This is a genomic window from Streptomyces sp. LMG1-1-1.1 (assembly GCF_040815545.1).
Classification (GTDB): Bacteria; Actinomycetota; Actinomycetes; order Streptomycetales; family Streptomycetaceae; genus Streptomyces.
This window is the reverse complement of sequence record NZ_JBFPNH010000001.1, coordinates 506,718-526,211: the sequence shown is the minus strand read 5'-3', so window position 1 is coordinate 526,211 and position 19,494 is coordinate 506,718. Positions and strand designations below refer to the sequence as shown.

At 72.6% G+C, this 19,494-nt stretch carries 17 protein-coding genes; 9 read left to right on the top strand and 8 right to left on the bottom strand.

The window, feature by feature from the left end; all coding sequences use genetic code 11:
- Nucleotides 1-18 precede the first annotated feature (18 nt).
- The 4 genes from MRBLMG1_RS02165 (at nucleotide 19) to MRBLMG1_RS02150 (ending at nucleotide 4,896) form a co-directional block, all read left to right on the top strand.
- Complete coding sequence (locus tag MRBLMG1_RS02165; protein WP_367820083.1) at nucleotides 19-1,368, top strand: ABC transporter substrate-binding protein; 1,350 nt, start codon at nucleotides 19-21, stop codon at nucleotides 1,366-1,368.
- 92 nt (nucleotides 1,369-1,460) lie between these two features.
- The gene (locus MRBLMG1_RS02160; protein WP_367820081.1) at nucleotides 1,461-2,465 is read left to right on the top strand and encodes a carbohydrate ABC transporter permease; all 1,005 of its coding nucleotides are present in this window, start codon (nucleotides 1,461-1,463) and stop codon (nucleotides 2,463-2,465) included.
- A gap of 4 nt (nucleotides 2,466-2,469) precedes the next feature.
- Nucleotides 2,470-3,381: a carbohydrate ABC transporter permease gene (locus MRBLMG1_RS02155; RefSeq protein ID WP_367820079.1), complete on the top strand. Its 912-nt coding sequence runs from the start codon at nucleotides 2,470-2,472 to the stop codon at nucleotides 3,379-3,381.
- A gap of 72 nt (nucleotides 3,382-3,453) precedes the next feature.
- Nucleotides 3,454-4,896 carry a GH1 family beta-glucosidase gene (locus tag MRBLMG1_RS02150; RefSeq protein ID WP_367820077.1) on the top strand — a complete coding sequence of 481 codons (1,443 nt, stop codon included), beginning with the start codon at nucleotides 3,454-3,456 and terminating at the stop codon, nucleotides 4,894-4,896.
- Nucleotides 4,897-4,969: 73 nt separating this feature from the next.
- Here the strand turns inward: MRBLMG1_RS02150 and MRBLMG1_RS02145 are convergent, their stop codons facing one another.
- Both MRBLMG1_RS02145 and MRBLMG1_RS02140 read right to left on the bottom strand, forming a co-directional pair.
- Complete coding sequence (locus tag MRBLMG1_RS02145; RefSeq protein WP_367820075.1) at nucleotides 4,970-5,440, bottom strand: hypothetical protein; 471 nt, start codon at nucleotides 5,438-5,440, stop codon at nucleotides 4,970-4,972.
- Between the two features lie 177 nt (nucleotides 5,441-5,617).
- Nucleotides 5,618-6,328 carry an IclR family transcriptional regulator gene (locus MRBLMG1_RS02140; RefSeq protein ID WP_367820073.1) on the bottom strand — a complete coding sequence of 237 codons (711 nt, stop codon included), beginning with the start codon at nucleotides 6,326-6,328 and terminating at the stop codon, nucleotides 5,618-5,620.
- Nucleotides 6,329-6,538: 210 nt separating this feature from the next.
- Between MRBLMG1_RS02140 and MRBLMG1_RS02135 the strand changes: the two genes are divergently transcribed.
- Nucleotides 6,539-7,462, top strand: coding sequence for a glycerophosphodiester phosphodiesterase (locus tag MRBLMG1_RS02135; RefSeq protein ID WP_367820071.1), 924 nt, complete (start codon nucleotides 6,539-6,541; stop codon nucleotides 7,460-7,462).
- A 4-nt stretch (nucleotides 7,463-7,466) separates the two neighbouring features.
- Here the strand turns inward: MRBLMG1_RS02135 and MRBLMG1_RS02130 are convergent, their stop codons facing one another.
- The 3 genes from MRBLMG1_RS02130 to MRBLMG1_RS02120 are packed head-to-tail and all read right to left on the bottom strand — an operon-like array spanning nucleotide 7,467 to nucleotide 9,726.
- Nucleotides 7,467-8,534, bottom strand: a complete 1,068-nt coding sequence (locus tag MRBLMG1_RS02130) for a CU044_5270 family protein (protein ID WP_367820069.1) — start codon at nucleotides 8,532-8,534, stop codon at nucleotides 7,467-7,469.
- Nucleotides 8,531-9,175, bottom strand: coding sequence for an RNA polymerase sigma factor (locus MRBLMG1_RS02125; RefSeq protein ID WP_367820067.1), 645 nt, complete (start codon nucleotides 9,173-9,175; stop codon nucleotides 8,531-8,533). Before MRBLMG1_RS02125 ends, MRBLMG1_RS02130 begins: the two co-directional genes overlap by 4 nt.
- A gap of 50 nt (nucleotides 9,176-9,225) precedes the next feature.
- A complete protein-coding gene (locus tag MRBLMG1_RS02120) occupies nucleotides 9,226-9,726 on the bottom strand; it encodes an HD domain-containing protein (RefSeq protein ID WP_367820065.1) in 501 nt (166 codons plus the stop codon).
- Nucleotides 9,727-9,863: 137 nt separating this feature from the next.
- Here MRBLMG1_RS02120 and MRBLMG1_RS02115 point away from each other — a divergent pair, with 137 nt between their 5' ends.
- Nucleotides 9,864-10,799, top strand: coding sequence for a TIGR03564 family F420-dependent LLM class oxidoreductase (locus tag MRBLMG1_RS02115; RefSeq protein WP_367820063.1), 936 nt, complete (start codon nucleotides 9,864-9,866; stop codon nucleotides 10,797-10,799).
- Here the strand turns inward: MRBLMG1_RS02115 and MRBLMG1_RS02110 are convergent.
- Both MRBLMG1_RS02110 and MRBLMG1_RS02105 read right to left on the bottom strand, forming a co-directional pair.
- A complete protein-coding gene (locus tag MRBLMG1_RS02110; protein ID WP_367820061.1) occupies nucleotides 10,735-13,041 on the bottom strand; it encodes an MMPL family transporter in 2,307 nt (768 codons plus the stop codon). The genes MRBLMG1_RS02115 and MRBLMG1_RS02110 overlap by 65 nt on opposite strands.
- A 140-nt stretch (nucleotides 13,042-13,181) precedes the next feature.
- On the bottom strand, nucleotides 13,182-13,886 hold the full coding sequence (locus MRBLMG1_RS02105) for a DUF2470 domain-containing protein (protein WP_367820059.1): 705 nt from the start codon (nucleotides 13,884-13,886) through the stop codon (nucleotides 13,182-13,184).
- A gap of 140 nt (nucleotides 13,887-14,026) precedes the next feature.
- On the opposite strand from MRBLMG1_RS02105, the gene MRBLMG1_RS02100 reads away from it, so the two are divergent.
- From MRBLMG1_RS02100 to meaB, 3 genes are read left to right on the top strand one after another with little or no spacing between them, the layout of a single operon-like run.
- Nucleotides 14,027-15,838: a methylmalonyl-CoA mutase family protein gene (locus MRBLMG1_RS02100; protein WP_367820057.1), complete on the top strand. Its 1,812-nt coding sequence runs from the start codon at nucleotides 14,027-14,029 to the stop codon at nucleotides 15,836-15,838.
- Nucleotides 15,838-18,012, top strand: a complete 2,175-nt coding sequence (scpA, locus tag MRBLMG1_RS02095; RefSeq protein ID WP_367820055.1) for a methylmalonyl-CoA mutase — start codon at nucleotides 15,838-15,840, stop codon at nucleotides 18,010-18,012. Before MRBLMG1_RS02100 ends, scpA begins: the two co-directional genes overlap by 1 nt.
- The gene (meaB, locus tag MRBLMG1_RS02090) at nucleotides 18,009-18,992 is read left to right on the top strand and encodes a methylmalonyl Co-A mutase-associated GTPase MeaB (RefSeq protein ID WP_367820054.1); all 984 of its coding nucleotides are present in this window, start codon (nucleotides 18,009-18,011) and stop codon (nucleotides 18,990-18,992) included. The genes scpA and meaB overlap by 4 nt, the downstream gene beginning before the upstream one ends.
- A gap of 40 nt (nucleotides 18,993-19,032) precedes the next feature.
- Here meaB and MRBLMG1_RS02085 read toward each other — a convergent pair whose 3' ends face one another.
- The gene (locus MRBLMG1_RS02085; protein WP_367820052.1) at nucleotides 19,033-19,473 is read right to left on the bottom strand and encodes a MarR family winged helix-turn-helix transcriptional regulator; all 441 of its coding nucleotides are present in this window, start codon (nucleotides 19,471-19,473) and stop codon (nucleotides 19,033-19,035) included.
- Nucleotides 19,474-19,494: the final 21 nt, after the last annotated feature.

Genomic DNA, 19,494 nt, shown 5'->3' with positions numbered 1-19,494 from the left:
TTGGACGAGGAGAGTGGAATGCGCACTTCCAGCAGCAGACGCGGACGCCGTGCGGCGATCGCGGCGGTCGCCGTCGTCGTGACCGGCACGACCCTGCTCACCGGTTGCGGCAGCGACGACGACGGCGGCAAGGGCGGCACGAGCACCCAGGGCGCCGAGAAGATCACGCTGCGGATCGGGACCTTCGGTTCCTTCGGCTACGACAACAAGACCGGCGCCAAGCTCTACGCCGAGTACGAGCGGCTCCACCCGAACATCAAGATCGAGGAGTCGAACGTCTCCGACGGTCAGAAGTACTGGGACACCCTGAAGCTGCGCCTCGCCCAGAACAGCGGCGTCGCGGACATCCAGGCCGTCGAGGTCGGCTACATCGCCGAGGCGACCGGCACCGCCATGGCGAACAAGTGGGTCGACCTTGGCAAGGAGGGCGGCGCGAACACCGCCGCCTTCCTCGACTGGAAGGTCAAGCAGGCGACGACCGCCGACAACAAGGTCATCGCCCTCGGCACCGACATCGGCCCCATGGCCATCTGCTACAACAAGGACCTCTTCGCCAAGGCCAAGCTGCCGACCGCCCGCGAGGAAGTCTCCAAGCTGTGGGCCGGCGACTGGGCCAAGTTCATCGAGACCGGCGAGAAGTACAAGGCGGCCGCGCCCGCCGGCACCTCCTTCCACGACTCCGCGAGCGGCCTCTTCAACGCCGTCGTCTCCAGTGACCCGGTGCAGTACGCCAACACCAGCGGCGAACTCGACTGGGAGAACAGCCCCGGCGTGAAGAAGGCCTGGGAGACCGCCGTCAAGGCCGCCCAGGGCGGACTCACCGCCAAGCTCCGCCAGTTCGACGAGAAGGGCACCTGGAACGCGGCCTTCAAGAACTCGAAGTTCGCCACGGTCGCCTGCCCGAGCTGGATGACCGGCATCATCAAGGACCAGGCCGGTCCCGCCAACCAGGGCAAGTGGGACATCGCCGCGCCGCCGGTCGCCGGCAACTGGGGCGGCTCCTTCCTCGCCGTGCCCAAGGCCGGCAAGCACACCAAGGAGGCCGCCGAGCTCGCGGCCTGGCTGACCGCCCCGGCCCAGCACGCCAAGGTGTTCGCGGTCAACGGCAACATCCCCTCGTCCAAGGACACGCTCGCCTCCTCGGCGGTCCAGGACGCCAAGCTGCCGTACTTCGGCGACACCCCGGTCGGCAAGATCTTCTCCAGCGCGGCGGCCGGCATCACCCCCGCCGTCATCAGCCGCTACGACGGCCAGGTGAAGACCTTCCTCACCGACAACGGCATCCTCGACATCGAGCAGCGCGGCACCGACCCGGCCAAGGCCTGGGAGAACGTCAAGAAGCTGGTCGACGACAAGATCGACCAGTAGCGGGGACCCCGTGCCGGCCCGCCGCCGCCTGCGGGCGGCGGGCCGGCACCGTCCGCACCACCGCACGCATCGACCTGGAAGGACGCCCCCCCGTGGCCACCTCCGTTCGGGCGAGGCCTGACGGCTCCCCGCCGCCCGCCGCACCGCCCTCCTCCTCCGGCCCCCGGAGCCACCGCTCCTCCTCGGGCGGCTGGCGCAGCACGCTCTACCGCTGGGACCTCAAGGCGATCCCGTACGTCTTCATCGCCCCCTTCTTCCTCACCTTCGCGGCCTTCGGCCTCTTCCCGCTGATCTACACGGGCTGGCTCTCGCTCAACCGGGTCGAGCTCGGCGGCGACCCCACGTGGAAGGGCCTGGAGAACTACACCGACCTCGCGACCAGTGAGTTCTTCTGGAACGCGCTCTTCAACACCTTCACCATCGGGGTGATCTCGACCGTTCCGCAGCTGCTCATGGCCCTGGGTCTGGCGCACCTGCTCAACTACAAGCTGCGCGGCCGCGGCTTCTTCCGGGTCGCGATCCTCGCCCCGTACGCCACGTCGATCGCGGCGGCGACCCTGGTCTTCGCCCAGCTGTTCAACACCGACTACGGCATGATCAACGGCCTCCTGGGCTGGATCGGCATCGACCCGGTGAACTGGGAGTCGTCCAAGTGGCCGGCACAGATCGCGATCTCGGTGATCGTCACCTGGCGCTGGACGGGCTACAACGCGCTGATCTACCTGGCCGCCATGCAGGCCGTGCCGCAGGACCTCTACGAGGCGGCCTCGCTGGACGGCGCCTCGCGCTGGCGCCAGTTCGTCAGCGTCACCATCCCCTCCATCCGGCCGACGATCCTCTTCACGATCATCGTCTCCACCATCGGCGCGACCCAGCTCTTCGGCGAGCCGATGCTCTTCGGCGGCAGCGTCGGCATCAGCGGCGGCAGCGGCAACCAGTTCCAGACCCTGAGCCTGCTGATGTACGAGAAGGGGTGGGTGACCGGCGCGCTGGGGCAGGCGTCCGCCATCGCGTGGGTCATGCTGCTGCTCCTGCTCCTGATCGGCGGCGTCCAGGCGCTGGTGTCCCGCTCCAACCGCAAGAAGCTGGGGGGCTGACCTCATGGCCCGCACACTCGACACGTCGCCCCTCACGGCCGAGGCCCCGGCGGCGGCACGTCCGGCGCGCCGCTTCCGCCAGTCCGCCGGCCGCCAGCACCACGCCGGTCCGCTCACCTACGTACTGCTCGTGGTGGCCGCGTTCGTCTCGCTCTTCCCGCTGTACTGGAACGTGGTCGCCGCCTCGCACACCGGCGAACGGGTCGTCGAGGCGCCCGCCCCGCTGCTGCCCGGCCACCGCCTCCTGGACAACCTGAGCTTCGCCTGGAACCAGGTCGACATGGGCGCGGCGCTGATCAACACGACGATCGTGGCGAGCCTGGTGGCCCTGTCCACCGTGCTGTTCTCCACGCTCGCCGGTTTCGCCTTCGCCAAGCTGCCGTTCCGGGGCCGCGGGATGCTGCTGTCCCTCGTGGTCGCCACCATGACGATCCCGCCGCAGCTCAGCGTCATCCCGCTGTACCAGATCATCACCGACCTCGGCTGGTTCGACCAGCTCCAGTCGGTCGTGCTGCCCTCGCTGGTCGCCGCGTTCGGCGTCTTCTTCATGCGTCAGTTCCTCGTGGAGGCGCTGCCGATGGAGCTGGTGGAGGCGGCCCGGATGGACGGGGCGCACAGCCTGCGGATCATCTGGCACGTGGTGTTCCCGATCGCCCGGCCGGCCATGGCCGTGCTCGGCATGCTGGTCTTCGTGCAGGCCTGGAACGACTTCTTCTGGCCGTTCATCGCCCTCACCCCGGACGGCAGCCCGACCCTCCAGGTGGCCCTCGCCGGGCTCGGCGCGGGCAACCACACCGTGGACCACGCCGTCGTGCTGACCGGCGCGCTGATCTCCACCGTGCCGCTGCTCCTCGTCTTCGCCTTCCTGGGCAAGCACATCGTGGGCGGCATCACGGCCGGCGCCGTCAAGAGCTGACCGGCCCCGCCGAGCCCGTACCCCCTCTGTCCGCACCTCACCATCCCGTACCCGCGTTGGGAGCGCTCTCCTATGACCGCGTCCGAAACCCGGCCGCTCACCGCCACCCGTTCGTTCCCGCCCGACTTCCTCTGGGGCGCGGCCACCGCCGCGTACCAGATCGAGGGAGCGGCGGCGGAGGACGGCCGTACCCCGTCCATCTGGGACACCTTCTCGCACACTCCCGGCAAGGTCTTCGAAGGCCACACCGGTGACGTGGCCGTGGACCACTACCACCGGTTCCGCGAAGACGTCGGCATCATGTCCGAACTCGGCCTGAACGCCTACCGGTTCTCCGTCTCCTGGTCCCGGGTGCAGCCCACCGGCCGCGGTCCGGCCGTCCAGAAGGGCCTGGACTTCTACCGGTCGCTCGTCGACGAACTGCTCGAAGCCGGGATCGAGCCGGCCCTGACGCTCTACCACTGGGACCTGCCCCAGGAGCTGGAGGACGCGGGCGGTTGGCCGGAGCGCGCGACCGCCGAGCGCTTCGCCGAGTACGCGGGGCTCGTCGCCGACGCCCTCGGCGACCGGGTGAGGCGGTGGACCACGCTCAACGAGCCGTGGTGCAGCGCCTTCCTGGGATACGGCTCCGGGGTCCACGCCCCGGGCCGGACCGACCCGGTGGCCTCGCTGCGGGCCGCCCACCACCTCAACCTGGGGCACGGGCTCGCCGTCCAGGCCCTGCGGGCCGCGCTGCCGGCGGACCGGCAGATCGCGGTCTCGCTCAACCTGCACGAGGTGCGGCCGCTGACCGGCTCCGCCGAGGACCTCGACGCGGCCCGCCGCATCGACGCCGTCGGCAACCGCGTCTGGCTGGGCCCGATGCTGGAGGGCGCCTACCCCGAGGACCTGCTCGCCGACACGGCCCGCCTGACGGACTGGTCCTTCGTGCGGGACGGCGACACCGCCGCGGCGCACCAGCCGCTGGACCTGCTGGCGATCAACTACTACACGCCGACGCTCGTCTCGCACGTCCCGGAGGGTGCGGAGAAGCCGCAGGACGACGGTCACGGCAACAGCGCGTACTCGCCGTGGCCCGGGTCGGACTCGGTGGCCTTCCACCGGGCGCCGGGCGAGCCGACGGCGATGGGCTGGGCGGTCGACCCCAGCGCCCTGTACGACCTGCTGACCCGGGTCTCGGCGGCCTATCCCGAACTCCCGCTGGTGATCAGCGAGAACGGGGCCGCCTACGAGGACGTCGTCGGCGAGGACGGCACGGTCCACGACCCGGAGCGCGCCGCCTACGTGCACGCGCACCTGGAGGCCGTGCACCGGGCGATGACCGACGGGGTGGACGTGCGCGGCTACTTCCTCTGGTCGCTGCTCGACAACTTCGAGTGGGCCTACGGCTACGCGAAGCGGTTCGGCGCGGTGCGGGTCGACTACGACACGCTGGAGCGCACCCCGAAGTCCAGCGCGCGCTGGTACGCGCGGGTGGCGCGGTCGGGTGAGCTGCTCGCGCCCGACGGCGGCTGACCGTCCGACGGGGGAAGGGCCGTGCCGGTCGCCCGGCACGGCCCTTGCGCGTTCCTCTGGTACTGGGGGTCGATCAGATGTCGACGACGCGGTAGCCGATGACGTAGACGCCGCCGGAGCCCTCGACGGTGCGCCACTGGGTCTCGTGGCCGACCTCGCTGCCGGTGACGAGCGTGGCGCCGAGCTTGTCGTCGCCGCTGGTGGTGTCGTAGTCCCAGAGGGTCAGGGTGCGGGCCTGCTCCTTGCCGAGGATGAGGGCCGCGTTGCCGTTGCCGTCCTCCATCGAGCGGACGTAACCGGTGCCCATGGTCTGGTACTTGATGCCGTTGCCGGGCCAGACCTTGACGGCGTTGCCGTTGGCGTCGGTGATCTTGAGGTAGGCCTCGTCGTGGTCGCCCTCGCTGTTCTGCTGGCAGTGCAGTTCGAACAGCTCGATCTTGACGTAGTCGATGGGCTCGGCGTGCGCGGTGCCGGCGAAGGCGCCGAGGGTGCCGAGGCCGAGCAGGGCCGTGGCGGCGATTCGGGCGGCTCGGTTCTTGCGCATGTGGTCCCCCCACATTCGGGTCACTGGTGTGTGACGTGAGTTCCGGTCCGCCGTTCCCGGCGGGCCGGTGTGCCGTTTCCCCCCGGCACGACACTTACTGTGCCCGCCCGGGCCGGTCCGGTTCTACGCGCGTTCCGCTGGACGGAACGGGTCCCCGAAATCGTCCGCCGGAGCGGGTCAGAGCACGAGGGCGGCCGACTGGACCGGTCTTCGCTGTCCGCCCCGGGCGAGCGCGCGGGTGATCGCGGCCCCCGCCTCGGCGACGGCCTGGGCGAGCGCGTCGAGCCGGCGTCCGGCCGGGACCATCCCGGCGAGCGCGGCGACGGTACGCCCGTCCGGGGTGCGGACCGGCAGCGAGGCGCAGCACACCCCTTCCATGACGTCCTCGCGGTCGAGGACCGGCCCGCCGCGGAGGGGGCCGCACAGTGCCTTGCCGGCGGCGGTGTCGAGGCGGAAGGCGATGCCGTCCCGGATCGGGAGCAGCGGCTCCAGGTCCCCCGGCACCGAGCCGACCGTGATGGCCATGTCCTCGCGCATCACGGTGAGGACCACGCTCGCGCCCGTGACGCCCCGGAGCCGCTGGAGCGGCAGCCGGGCGGCGGGCACCAGGCCGGGGTGGGGTTCCCAGGCCTGGCCGAGGCGGTAGAGCTGCGGGCCGACCCGGTAGCGGTTCCCCTTGCGTTCGACCGCGCCGACGCCGACGAGCTGGTCGAGCAGCCGGTGCACGCTGCCCTTCGGCACCCCGCAGGCGAGGGCGAGTTCGGTCACGCCGGCCTCGTCGCCGCTCCGGCGCAACGCGTCGAGCAGGGCGAAGGCGCCTTCGAGGACGCCCCGGCCCCGCTCGGGTGCCTGCTCCCGTCCGGCCGGCCGGCCGGTCCCGGTGGTCACTCCGCCGTGTTCCGTCCCATGTCCCGTACCGGTGTTCATGAGTCTCCCCCGACCCCTCGCGCCCCAGCCGTGGTCCCCCGATGGCACGGCTCCGAGCCCGCCTCCCACCATGCCGCAGACCCGGACGAATCGGCGAAGGGCTTGCGCGTCTCGTCGTGTCGCCGGGTCGGCGCCGGAAGGGGGTCGTCCGCCCGCGTAGGGTGTGCGCTCATGAGAGACGCTCATCCGTCCGCCCCCCGGTCGCGGCGCCGCAGGAACGCCGCCCTCGCCACGGGGGTGCTCGGCGTGGCCGCCGTCGCCACCGCGTTCGTGGTCGCCGCGCCGCCCTCGCGGTCCGCGTCCCGCCCGGCCGCGGCGAGCGACGCGAAGGGCGCCGCGCCCTGGCTTCGGGCCGCGGGGGCGCCGCTGATCGTGATCGCCCACCGGGGCGCGCCGTCCGCAGCGCCGGAGAACACCCTGGTGTCGGACGAGGTGGCCCGCCGCGGCGGGGCGAAGTGGATCGAGAACGACGTCCAGCCCAGCAAGGACGGCGTGCCGTACATCCTGCACGACACCACCGTCGACCGGACGACGGACGGTACGGGCCGGGTCCGCGCCCTGACCTCCGCGCAGCTCGACGGGCTGGACGCCGGCTCCTGGTTCGCCCCCGCGTACGCCAGGGCCCGCGTCCCGACGCTCGCCGCCCAGCTCGCGGACCTGCGGGAGCGCGGCGGGAACCTCCTCCTGGAGATCAAGGGCGCGCACACCCGCGCCCAGGTCGCCCGCATCGTGCGGGACATCCGGGAGCAGGACATGAGCGACCGGGTCTTCGTGCAGAGCTTCGACGTCCCGTCGCTCGGGTACGCGCACGAGCTCGCGCCCGACCTGCCGCTCGGCCTGCTGCGGGTCACCCTGGACGCGGACCCCGTCGCCCTGGCCGAGCAGCTGGACCTCGCGGCGTACAACGTCTCGGACGCCGCCCTCGCCGCCCGCCCCGGGGTGGTTCCCGAGCTGCACGCGGCGGGTGTGGCGGTCAACGTCTGGACGGTCGACCTCCCGGCCCGCTGGAAGGCCCTCGACGCGCTCGGCGTGGACGGGATCATCACCAACCGCCCCACGGAGTTGGGCGGTTGGGTGTCGGGCCGGTCGAGCTGAGCCGTTACGGGGTGACCTTGACGTCGTCCACGAAGGCCCGGACCATGACGGCGGCGGTGTAGACGACGGTGCCGGGCTTGATGAGGCCGCCGTCGCCGGCGTCGCCCTTCACCTGGACGGTGCGCTCCCCCAGGAAGGCGTACGTCCTGGGGTCGAAGATCCACTCGGTGCGCTGTCCGCCGACCTCGTCGAGCCGGGCGACGGCGACGCCCTTGCGGCCCGCGGCGTCGGTGGCGCTGTCGACCAGCACGACGCCGGGGATCTTCGCGGCGGCCTTGTAGAGCGCGGCCGTCAGCTTCGGCGAGGGCCAGCTCTCGACGAGCAGGTCGCCGATGGTGGTGAACGCCTGCTGGTCCTTGCCGTTGCCCTGCCCCTCGGTCTCCGCGTAGATCTTCCGCAGGAGTGCGTCGGGGTCGGTGGGGAGCGCGGCGAGGTAGTCGTGCGAGGGTGCGCCGAGGTGCGGCTTCGGGACGTTGCCCTGCTCGTCGCGGCCTTCGAGGGTGATGCCCTCGGGTCCGGTGTTGCCGGGCTCGATCAGCCAGCCCTTGAGGCCGTCGGGGGAGCGCCAGGTCTGCCGGGTGTGCAGGGGCTGGCTGACGAGGCTGCTCTTGTCACCGACGGTCCGCACGTGCGTGTTCGCGGCCCGCGTCTCGATGTAGACGTACTGGCCGGCGCGGCTCTGCGGGGCGTCCGCCGCGGCGGCGGCGAGCGAGATCCGGTCGAGGAACCCGGGGGCGCCGTGCGCGTCCACGGTGCCGATCGAGGTGGTGAGGGCGGGGCCGGTGGCGCGGTCGTCGGCCCCGCCGGTGGCGCCGCCGGGCAGGACGGCGAGGACGCCGACGGCGAGCGCGCCGGCGAGGGCGGTCGCGGCCGGGAGGAGGATCGCCTTCCGCAGGAACGGGTTGCGCGCGGGGCGGGCTGCGGCGGCGAGGCGGTCGTCGTGGATCCGGTTCATCAGGCGCTCCTTGTGGAACTGGTGGCGGCCCGGAGGAAGGTCGTGTTCCTCGATCGCCGGGAGGTCGCCGGTCTCCTGCCGGTTCGCCGTTCGGGGCTGGTTCGGTTCGGGGTTCATCGGATTCCTTCCTGCGCGGGCCGGACCGCGTTCACGCGATCACCTGTTGTCTGTCGGGGGCGGGGGCCGGGTTCCCGTATTTCGCGGGCGAGTTCTTTCTCCGCTCCGGTACGGAGTCTGGTGCGGGCCCGGGAGAGCCGGGAGCGGACGGTGCCGACGGGCACCCCGAGGGCTTCGGCGACCTCGGCGTAGGCGAGGCCTTCCCAGAGGCAGAGCACGAGGACCTCGCGCTCGGTGCGGCGCAGCGTGCCGAGTGCGCGGAGGGTGGCCGCGATGCGGCGGCGGTCGTCGAGCCGGCCCGCGACCTCGGAGGCGTGGTCGGGTACCGAGGCCTCGGGCGGTCCGGCCGCCGCGTACGCGGCGGCGGCGGCCCGGTAGCGGCGGTTGCCCCGGCAGTGGTTGCGGGCGACGTTGGTGGCGACGCCGAGCAGCCAGGGTCGGACGGAACCCCCTTCGGGGTCCACCTTTCCCCGGAGTCGCCAGGCCTCCAGGAAGGTCGCCGCCATGACGTCCTCGGCGACCGACCAGTCGCCGGTGAGCCGGAAGGCGTGGTTGTAGACGCTCCGGGAGTAGGAGTCGAAGAGCTCGGCGAAGGCCGAGGGGTCTCCGTCCCTGATGCGTGCGCGCAGGTCGATGTTCACGTCTCTCGTCTGTCCGGCCCCGGGAGCGGGTTCCCGTGGCGCCGGTCACATCAGGGGGTGAGTTCCTCCAGGAGTTCGGGGTTGACGACGCGGAGGATCGTCGCGATGTCCTCGGGGTCGGCCGCCGCCCACAACACCTGCCGCGCCGCGCGGTACTTGGCGGCGAGCCGCTCCCGCTGACCGGGCGGGAGCGCGGCCGACCGGTCCGCGCGGCTGTTGTGCGCGTTGTCGGCGATCTTCACGAGTGTGGCGTCGGGGTCGTCCGTGATGCGGCGGATCTTCTCCTCGTACACCGCGCCGGGCCGGTTGGTGACGGCGTCGACGATGGCGACGACCCGGTCGGGGATCCCCGCGGCACGGAGCCGTTCCGTCGTCCACTCGGTGTCCTCGACGACGTCGTGGAGCAGCCCGGCCATGGCCAGGTGCGGGCCGAGCGGTTCCAGGCCCGCGGCGACCGCGCGGACGTGCGCGATGTACGGGACGCCGGTCTTGTCGGTCTGTCCGGCGTGCGCCCGGTCGGCGAGCGCGTCCACCTCGGCGAGAGTCTTCATCCCCCCATCATCGCGGGCGTGGTGCGCCGGCCCGGCGGCTCCCCCGTTCCCGCCCCGGTGCGCCGCCGGCGGGCGTGCAACACACTCTTCACACGGGAGCGGGAATGGCGTTCGGCGGTAAGGGAGTTGGCGGATGCATGACTCTCGGAGTAACGCTCGGTTCGACCGCCGTCCAGCGCACGATCGACAGCACGGTGCGGCTCGCGCGGGAGGCGCGCGACGCCGGACTGCGTTCGGCGTGGTTCGGCCAGACCTTCGCCTACGACTCGCCCGCGCTGGCCGCGATCGTGGGGCGCGAGGTGCCGGGGCTCCAGGTGGGGACCTCGGCCATCCCGGTCTTCGGCCGCCATCCGCTGCTCGTCTCCAGCCAGGCGCAGACGGCCCAGGCGGCGACCGGGGGTCGCTACCACCTCGGGCTCGCCCTCGGCACGAGGCACCTGACGGAGACCGGCTTCGGCATCCCGTACGAACGGCCCATCGGGCTGCTCAGGGAGTTCCTCACCGCCCTGCGCCCGCTCCTGGAGACGGGCGAGGCCGACTTCCACGGCGAGTTGCTCACCGCGACGACGCCGTACTCGGCGGCCGTGCCCGGCGCCCTGCCGCCGGTGCCTGTGCTCGTCGCCGCGATGGGCCCGCAGGCGCTGCGGGTGAGCGGCGAACTCGCCGACGGCATCCTGCCGTTCCTGGCCGGTCCGCGCGCGCTGGCGGAGCACATCGGGCCCGCGGTGTCCGCCGCGGCGGCCGCGGCCGGGCGGCCCGCGCCGCGGATCGTGGCGCTCGTGCCCGGGGTGGTCACCGCCCGCTCCGATGTCGACGCCGTGCGGCGGAGCGCCGCCGAGGCGCTGGCGCTGTACGAGCGGATCCCCTCCTACGAGCGGGTCATCGGGCTCTCCGGCGCCGCCCGGGCCGCCGATCTCGCGGTGATCGGCGACGAGGAGGCGGTCGCGGCCGAGGTGCGCAGGTACTACGAGGCGGGGGCGACGGAGGTGGTCTTCACCGCGACGGAGCTCAACGGCGAGGCCGGTCGGAGCCGGACGTGGAACCTGCTGGGGCAGCTGTCTCGGCAGGCGTGACCTCGCCTTCGCCCTCGGTGTCGAGGTGCGGCAGGATCCGGTCCAGCCAGGAGGGGATCCACCAGGCGCTCTTGCCGAGCAGGGTCATCACGGCGGGGACGAGGAGCAGCCGCACCACGGTGGCGTCGATGAGGACGCTGGCGGCGAGTCCGAGGCCGAGCATCTTGACGACGATGTTGTCGGAGACGATGAAGGCGGCGAAGACGCTGACCATGATGAGCGCGGCGCAGGTGATGACCCTCGCGGTGATCTCCAGGGCGTGGGCCACCGACGCCTGTGGGTCACCGGTGCGCAGCCATGCCTCGCGGACGCGGGAGAGCAGGAAGATCTCGTAGTCCATGCTCAGGCCGAAGACGATGGCGAACATCATCATCGGGACGTAGCTCTCGATGGGCACCTTGCCGGAGACGCCGAGCGCGGGTCCGCCCCAGCCCCACTGGAAGACGGCCACGACGACGCCGTAGGAGGCGGCGATGGAGAGGACGTTGAGCACGGCCGCCTTCACCGCGACCAGCAGGCCGCGGAAGACGATCAGGATGACGAAGAAGGCGAGGCCGACGACGACGGCGATGATGAGGGGCAGACGGCTGGAGACGATGTCGAGGAAGTCGACCTGGGCGGCCGTGGTGCCGGTCACGTAGGTCTGCGCGTCGGTGCCGGCGGCCCCCTGCGGCAGTACGTCGTCGACGAGGCGGTCGGTCAGCTGGGTCGTCTTCTCGTCCTGGGGCGAGGCCACGGAGTACGCGGTGCCGATGAGGACGTCACCGTCGGGGGTGGCCTGCAGCGGGGTGATGTAGGCGGCGTCCGGGACGCCGGTCAGCGACTGCTGGAGTTTGGTGGCGAGTGCGGCGCGGTCGGAGGCGGGCACGGCGGACTGGTCGACGACGACGGTCAGCGGCCCGTTCGCGCCGGGCCCGAAGGCCGTGGAGATCAGGTCGTACGCCCTGCGGTCGGTGAAGGACTTGGGGTCGGCGCCGTCGCCGATGTGGCCGAGCTGGATGAAGAGCAGCGGGAAGGCCAGGATCAGCAGGACGATGACGCCGCCGCCGAGGAACCACCAGGGGCGCTTCTGCACCCGCACGGCGTACCGGTGCCAGGTGCCGTGCGCGGGGGCGCCGGGCTCGGCGTCGGTCTCGGCCACGGGCTTGCGGACGTGGTAGCGGTCGATGCGGTGGCCGACGAGTCCGAGCATGGCCGGGACCAGGGTGAGCGCGGCGATGACGGCGGTGACCACGGTGAAGGCCGCGGCGAGGCCGAGTTTGCCGATGAAGGTGACGTCGGAGACCCACAGTCCGGACAGGGCGATGATGACCGTGCAGCCGGAGACGAGGACGGCGCGGCCGCTGGTGGTGGTCGCGAGGCCGGCCGCGTCGGCGGGATCGTGGCCGTTCATCAGGTTCTGGCGGTGGCGGGTGATGAGGAACAGCGCGTAGTCGATGCCGACGCCGAGGCCGATCATGGTGGCGAGGGTGGGTGAGACGGTGCCGAAGGTGAAGGCGGCCGCTGCGAGGCCGAGCAGGGCGAGCCCGCAGAGCGCGCCGAGGAGCGCGGTGACCAGCGGCATGACGGCGCCGATGACACTGCCGAAGCCGATGAGGAGGACGAGGATCGCGACGGCGAAGCCGATCGCCTCGCTGCTGCGGTCGTCGGCCGCCGGCCGGGCGAGTTCGCCGAGCGGGCCGCCGTACTCGACGGTGACGCCGGCGTCCCTGAGCGGCTGCACGGCGGTGTCGACGCCGTTGAGGTAGTCGCTGCCGAGGGTGGAGGGCGTCACGCTGAAGCGCATGGTGATGTACGCCGTCTTGCCGTCGGTGGAGAGCGGTCCGACGTTGGGGGTGCCGGCGGGGAGCGCGGGCGGGGTGGTCCCGGGCGGCGGCAGCGGGTTCTGGACGCTGAGGACGTCGGGGAGCTTCGCGAGCGCGGCGACGACGTCGTTGACGGTCGACGTCTCGTCGGTGAGCGGGCCCGAGGGCCGGTTCAGGACGACCTGGGCGCCGTAGCCGCCGGCCGCCGGGTCGTGCGCCTGGAGGACGGCGAGGCCGTCCGCCGACTGCACGCCCGGGAGCGCGAAGTTGTCGGAGAACTGCCCGCCGACGGCCCGGTCGGTGATCTGGAGGCCCGCGACGGCCGCCAGCCAGAGGGCGATGACGACGAGGAAGTGCCGGGCGCACCAGTGGCCGATGCGGTAGAGCGTGCCCTTGGGGGGTGCTGAACGGCGCTGGGTCGCGTTTCCTGCGTTCATGGGCGTGGCCGTGTCCGGTTGGGATCCCCGAGCGGGTACCGGCACCGACGTCATGCGCGGGCCTACCCGTCCCATTGTTCGCCCGCCGCGTCGCTCCGGCATCTCGGCCGTACGGGAGCGCCGCGGCGGGCGGGGACGGCTCAGGCCGGGAGGCTGTTGGGGTGGGACGAGCGGCGTGCGGCGGCGAGCAGGGCGTGGATGCGGGGGCCGGCCTGGTCGACGTCGGTGAGGGGGGTGGGGAAGGGGAGGCGGGCGTCGTGGTGGCCGGCGCGGTGTTCGAGGCGGAGGGTGAGGCCGTACCGGTCGAGGGCGACGGGCAGTGCGCGGACGAGGTCGCGGTCCGGGCGCGGCCGGACGAGGCGCAGCAGCAGCGGGACGAGTTCGGCGTGGCCGTCGGCGAGGTGGGTGAGCAGGGCGGCTTCGCAGCCGGCCAGGGGGTCGGGCTCGGTCGCCTCCAGTTCGTCGAGTCCGACGAAGGCGCGCCCTTCGGCGTCCTCCAGGAGGGCTTGGCCGAACTCCATGCAGGTGCTCGTGGTGGCGTCGGAGGTGTACGGCGCGGACAGCACTCCCGTCAGGGTGACGCGGGCGCGCAGGCGTTGCCTTACGGGGGTGGGGGCGATGTCGGTGAACTCCAGGCGGACGGGGATGCGCGCGGTGCGTCCGGCGGGGCATTCCTCCGACGGGTGGTGGAGGTGGATGTGGCCCATCGGACCCGTGCCGTCCAGGCGGTGGACCTCCTGGTGGAGTCCGTCGGTCACGACGTTCATCGAGTGGGCGGCGGAGAGGATCGACCGGACGCGTTCGGCGGGGCTCGGCCGGCCGGTGCGGGTGGTGAAGGGACGCATGGACGTTCTCCCGGGACGGGTGACGGAGACACCTTGGCTCGCCACTTAGGTAAGCCTAACCTAACCCATGATCGGGAAGAGAAGAAGGTCACAGTCGTACGCCCTCCTGCTCCTTTGTCGATCTCCCCTAGCATCCGAGCATGACGGTCCTGCCTGACGACGGCCTCTCCCTGGCGTCCGAATTCCCTGACGCGCCACACGAACAGTGGCAAAACCTTGTGGCGGGTGTCCTGCGCAAGTCCGGCAAGGAGGCCTCCGGCGACGCCGCCGAGGACGCCCTGTCCACCCTCCTCGAGGACGGGATCACCACCCGTCCGCTGTACACCGCGCGCGACACCGCACCCGACGCCGGCCTCCCCGGCTTCGCCCCCTTCGTCCGCGGCGACCGCGCCGAGGGGAACACCGCCGGCGGGTGGGACGTGCGCCAACGCCACACCGTGGCCGACGGCGACGCGGTCCTCTCCGACCTGGAGAACGGCGTCACCTCCCTCTGGCTGGGCGTCGGCGGGAGCGGCATCCCGGTGTCCTCCCTCGCCACCGTCCTCAAGGACGTCTACCTCGACCTCGCACCCGTCGTCCTCGACGCGGGCGACGAGACCCCCGCGGCCGCCGAGCGCCTCCTCGCGCTGTACGCGGAGCGGGGCGTCGCCGCGGACGAGGCGCGGGGCAACCTGGGCGCGGACCCGCTGGGCTTCGAGGCCCGCACCGGCCGCCCGGCCTACGACTTCGCGGCCGTCGCCGGACTCGCGCGCCGCTGCGCCGACGGCTACCCGGGCCTGCGGGCCCTCACCGTGGACGCGCTGCCGTACCACGAGGCCGGCGGCTCCGCCGCGCAGGAACTCGGCTGCTCGCTCGCGACCGGTGTCGCCTACCTGCGCGGTCTCACCGACGCCGGACTGAGCGTCACCGAGGCCTGCGCCCAGCTGGAGTTCCGCTACGCGGCCACCGCCGACCAGTTCCTCACCATCGCCAAGCTGCGCGCCGCCCGCCGCCTCTGGGCCCGCGTGGCCGAGGCGTGCGGCGCCCCCGAGGCCGGCGCCCAGCTCCAGCACGCCGTCACCTCGCCGGTGATGATGAGCCGCCGCGACCCCTGGGTGAACATGCTCCGCACCACGGTGGCCACCCTGGCCGCCGGCGTGGGCGGGGCCGCCGCGGTGACCGTCCTCCCCTTCGACGAGGCGCTCGGCCTGCCCGACGCCTTCGCCCGCCGCATCGCCCGCAACACCTCCACCATCCTCATCGAGGAGTCCCACCTCGCCCGGGTCGTCGACCCCGCCGGCGGCTCCTGGTACGTCGAGCGGCTGACCGACGAACTCGCCCACGCCGCCTGGGAGTCCTTCCAGGAGATCGAGCGCGACGGCGGCCAGGCGGCCGGCCTGCGGTCCGGGGCGATCGGCGAGCGCCTCGCCGAGACCTGGGCCGCCCGCAGCGCCAAGCTGGCCACCCGCCGCGAGCCGATCACCGGCGTCAGCGAGTTCCCGCACCTCGACGAGAAGCCCGTCGACCGCGCCCCCGCGCCCGAGCAGCCGTCCGGCGGCCTGCCCCGGGTCCGGCGCGACGAGGCGTTCGAGGCGCTGCGCGCCCGCTCCGACGCCCACCTGGCGGCCACCGGCGCCCGGCCCCGCGTCTACCTGGCCGCGCTCGGCCCGGCGGCCGCCCACTCGGCCCGCCTCGCCTTCGCCGACAACCTGTTCCGGACGGGCGGCATCGAGCCCGTCACCGAGGGCGCCTTCGAGGAGAGCGGCGCCGCCGAGGCGTGCCTCTGCTCCAGCGACGCGCTGTACGCGGAGCAGGCGGAGGCCGCGGCCGCGGAGCTGCGGGCGGCCGGAGCCACGCGCGTCCTCCTCGCCGGCCGCCCCGCACAGTACGCCGGTGTCGACGCGTACGCCTTCGCCGGCTGCGACGCCGTCGCCCTGCTCTCCACCACCCTTGACCGCATGGGAGTGTCCTGATGTCCATCCCCGATTTCTCCGGGATCGAGCTGGGGGCACAGGCCGCCGACGGCGGCCCCGCCGCGTGGCGCACCGCCGTCGAGAAGGCGGCGGGCGGTGACGACCTGCTCTGGGAGACCCCGGAGGGCATCGCGGTCAAGCCGCTCTACACCGGGCAGGACCTGGAGGGCCTCGACTTCCTGGGCACGTACCCGGGCATCGCCCCTTACCTGCGCGGCCCGTACCCGACGATGTACGTCAACCAGCCCTGGACGATCCGCCAGTACGCCGGCTTCTCCACGGCCGAGGAGTCGAACGCCTTCTACCGGCGCAACCTCGCCGCCGGGCAGAAGGGCCTGTCGGTCGCGTTCGACCTGCCGACCCACCGCGGCTACGACAGCGACCACCCGCGCGTCACCGGCGACGTCGGCATGGCGGGCGTCGCCATCGACTCGATCTACGACATGCGGCAGCTGTTCGACGGCATCCCGCTGGACCGGATGACCGTGTCGATGACGATGAACGGCGCCGTGCTGCCGGTCCTCGCGCTGTACATCGTGGCCGCGGAGGAACAGGGCGTACCGCCCGAGAAGCTGGCCGGGACCATCCAGAACGACATCCTCAAGGAGTTCATGGTCCGCAACACGTACATCTATCCGCCCGGCCCCTCGATGCGGATCATCTCCGACATCTTCGCCTACACCTCGCAGCGGATGCCGCGCTACAACTCGATCTCCATCTCCGGCTACCACATCCAGGAGGCGGGCGCGACGGCCGACCTGGAGCTGGCGTACACGCTCGCGGACGGCGTCGAGTACATCCGCGCGGGCCGCGAGGCCGGGCTCGACGTGGACGCGTTCGCACCGCGCCTGTCGTTCTTCTGGGCGATCGGCATGAACTTCTTCATGGAGGTCGCGAAACTGCGTGCAGCCCGGCTGCTGTGGGCGAAACTGGTGAGGCAGTTCGACCCGCAAAACGCCAAGTCGCTGTCGCTTCGCACCCATTCGCAGACCTCCGGCTGGTCGCTGACCGCCCAGGACGTGTTCAACAACGTCACCCGGACGTGCGTGGAGGCGATGGCGGCGACGCAGGGCCACACCCAGTCGCTGCACACCAACGCCCTGGACGAGGCGCTCGCGCTGCCGACCGACTTCTCGGCGCGCATCGCCCGCAACACCCAGCTCCTCATCCAGCAGGAGTCGGGCACCTGCCGGACCATCGACCCGTGGGGCGGCAGCGCGTACGTCGAGAAGCTCACGCACGACCTCGCCCGGCGCGCCTGGAAGCACATCCAGGAGGTCGAGCAGGCCGGCGGCATGGCCAAGGCCATCGACGCCGGCATCCCGAAGCTCCGCGTCGAGGAGGCGGCGGCCCGCACCCAGGCCCGCATCGACTCCGGACGCCAGCCGGTGATCGGTGTCAACAAGTACCGGGTGGAGACCGACGAGCAGATCGACGTGCTCAAGGTCGACAACTCCTCGGTGCGCGCCCAGCAGATCGCCAAGCTGCGCCGGCTGCGCGAGGAGCGGGACGAGACCGCCTGCCAGGACGCGCTCGACGCGCTCACCCGGGCCGCCGGCGGCGAAGGCAACCTGCTCGAACTCGCGGTGGACGCCGCCCGCGCGATGGCCACGGTCGGCGAGATCTCGGACGCCCTGGAGAAGGTGTACGGACGGCACGCGGGCCAGATCCGTACGATCTCCGGCGTGTACCGCAACGAAGCCGGCGAGTCCCCGTCCGTGGAGCGCACCCGGGCCCTCGTGGACGCCTTCGGCGAGGAGGAGGGGCGCCGCCCGCGCATCCTCGTCGCCAAGATGGGCCAGGACGGCCACGACCGCGGCCAGAAGGTCATCGCCACCGCCTTCGCCGACCTGGGCTTCGACGTGGACGTCGGCCCGCTGTTCCAGACCCCTGCCGAGGTGGCCCGCCAGGCCGTCGAGGCGGACGTGCACATCGTCGGGGTCTCGTCGCTGGCCGCCGGACACCTCACCCTCGTGCCGGCGCTCCGGGAGGAGCTGGCGGCGGAGGGCCGCGAGGACATCATGATCGTGGTCGGCGGGGTGATCCCGCCGCAGGACGTGCCGACGCTCCTGGAGATGGGCGCGGCCGCCGTCTTCCCGCCGGGGACGGTGATCCCGGACGCGGCCCACGACCTGGTCACCCGGCTCGCGGCCGACCTCGGGCACGCTCGGTGATCGGTCTCGACACGTACGTGGAGGGTGTACTCGGCGGGAAGCGGGCGCTCGTCGCCCGCGCGATCACCCTCGTCGAGTCCACCCGCCCGCAGCACCGGGCCCTCGCGCAGGAGCTGCTCACCGCGCTGCTGCCGCACGCCGGGAAGGCCGTGCGGATCGGGATCAGCGGGGTGCCCGGGGTCGGCAAGTCGACCTTCATCGACGCGTTCGGCACGATGCTGACCGGGCTCGGCCACCGGGTGGCGGTCCTCGCCGTCGACCCGTCGTCGACCCGCACGGGCGGCTCCATCCTGGGTGACAAGACCCGGATGGAGCGGCTGGCCGTCGACCCGGCGGCGTTCGTGCGCCCCTCCCCCAGCGCCGGCACGCTCGGCGGGGTCGCGAAGGCGACCCGCGAGTCGATGGTCGTGATGGAGGCGGCGGGCTACGACGTGGTGCTGGTGGAGACGGTGGGCGTCGGCCAGTCGGAGACCGCGGTCGCGAACATGGTCGACTCGTTCCTGTTGCTGACCCTGGCCCGCACCGGCGACCAGCTCCAGGGCATCAAGAAGGGCGTCCTGGAGCTGGCAGACGTGGTCGCCGTCAACAAGGCGGACGGTCCGCACGAGCGTGACGCCCGCTCGGCAGCGCGGGAGCTGGCGGGCGCGCTCCGGCTGATGCACGGCGCCGACGCGTTCTGGGCGCCGCCGGTCCTCAGCTGCAGCGCGCGCGAGTCGGCGGGCCTGGACGAGGTGTGGGACCGGCTCAGGCAGCACCGCGCGCTGCTGGACTCGACCGGCCGTCTCACGGCGAAGCGGCACGACCAGCAGGTCGACTGGACGTGGACGATGGTCCGCGACGAGCTGCTCCGCCGCCTCCACACGGACCCGTCGGTCCAGGAGCTGGCGCCGGCCCTGGAGCGCCGGGTCAGGGACGGCGAGCTGACGGCGACGCTGGCCGCCGAGCGGATCCTGGCGGCCTTCGGGGAACGCCGGGACTGACCGGCCGCACGGACCGGGACGCCTGGGTGGGGGACTCCCCTCAGGCGTCCTTTTCCATGCCCGGGCGCAGACGCGCCAGGAGGGCGTACAGCGTGGCGCTGTCCTCGGCGCCGAGCGTGTCGAGGGCGCCGTGGGTGGCCTGCATCTCCTCGCGGACGCGCCGGATGACGTCGCGGCCCTCGTCCGTGGCCACCACGTTCTTGACCCGGCGGTCGGCGGGGTCGGGTTCCCGGCGCACCAGGCCTCGGCCCTCCAGGCGGTCGACGATGCCGGTGACGTTGGACGCGTCGCACACCAGCAGGGTGGCGAGGGCGCGCATCGGCAGCGGGCCGCTCAGCTGGGCGAGGACCTTGGCCTGCGTGGAGGTGAGTCCGTGGTGGGACGCGGCCGTGGCGAAGTCGCGCCACTGGGCCGTGCCGATGGCGGCGAGGAGCTCAAGCAGTTGGAGCTTGGTGGGCGTCTCGGGGGTGGTCGCGCTCATGCTGCGAGCGTACTCACGATG

Bases quoted from the DNA above. Each gene is read 5' to 3' on its own strand.
- MRBLMG1_RS02100 (WP_367820057.1), top strand. From the start codon at position 14,027: ATGACGGTCCTGCCTGACGACGGCCTCTCCCTGGCGTCCGAATTCCCT.
- MRBLMG1_RS02135 (WP_367820071.1), top strand. From the start codon at position 6,539: ATGAGAGACGCTCATCCGTCCGCCCCCCGGTCGCGGCGCCGCAGGAAC.
- MRBLMG1_RS02105 (WP_367820059.1), bottom strand. From the start codon at position 13,886: ATGCGTCCCTTCACCACCCGCACCGGCCGGCCGAGCCCCGCCGAACGC.
- MRBLMG1_RS02150 (WP_367820077.1), top strand. From the start codon at position 3,454: ATGACCGCGTCCGAAACCCGGCCGCTCACCGCCACCCGTTCGTTCCCG.
- MRBLMG1_RS02165 (WP_367820083.1), top strand. From the start codon at position 19: ATGCGCACTTCCAGCAGCAGACGCGGACGCCGTGCGGCGATCGCGGCG.
- MRBLMG1_RS02110 (WP_367820061.1), bottom strand. From the start codon at position 13,041: ATGAACGCAGGAAACGCGACCCAGCGCCGTTCAGCACCCCCCAAGGGC.
- MRBLMG1_RS02155 (WP_367820079.1), top strand. From the start codon at position 2,470: ATGGCCCGCACACTCGACACGTCGCCCCTCACGGCCGAGGCCCCGGCG.
- MRBLMG1_RS02145 (WP_367820075.1), bottom strand. From the start codon at position 5,440: ATGCGCAAGAACCGAGCCGCCCGAATCGCCGCCACGGCCCTGCTCGGC.
- MRBLMG1_RS02115 (WP_367820063.1), top strand. From the start codon at position 9,864: ATGACTCTCGGAGTAACGCTCGGTTCGACCGCCGTCCAGCGCACGATC.
- MRBLMG1_RS02085 (WP_367820052.1), bottom strand. From the start codon at position 19,473: ATGAGCGCGACCACCCCCGAGACGCCCACCAAGCTCCAACTGCTTGAG.
- scpA (WP_367820055.1), top strand. From the start codon at position 15,838: ATGTCCATCCCCGATTTCTCCGGGATCGAGCTGGGGGCACAGGCCGCC.
- MRBLMG1_RS02120 (WP_367820065.1), bottom strand. From the start codon at position 9,726: ATGAAGACTCTCGCCGAGGTGGACGCGCTCGCCGACCGGGCGCACGCC.
- MRBLMG1_RS02130 (WP_367820069.1), bottom strand. From the start codon at position 8,534: ATGAACCCCGAACCGAACCAGCCCCGAACGGCGAACCGGCAGGAGACC.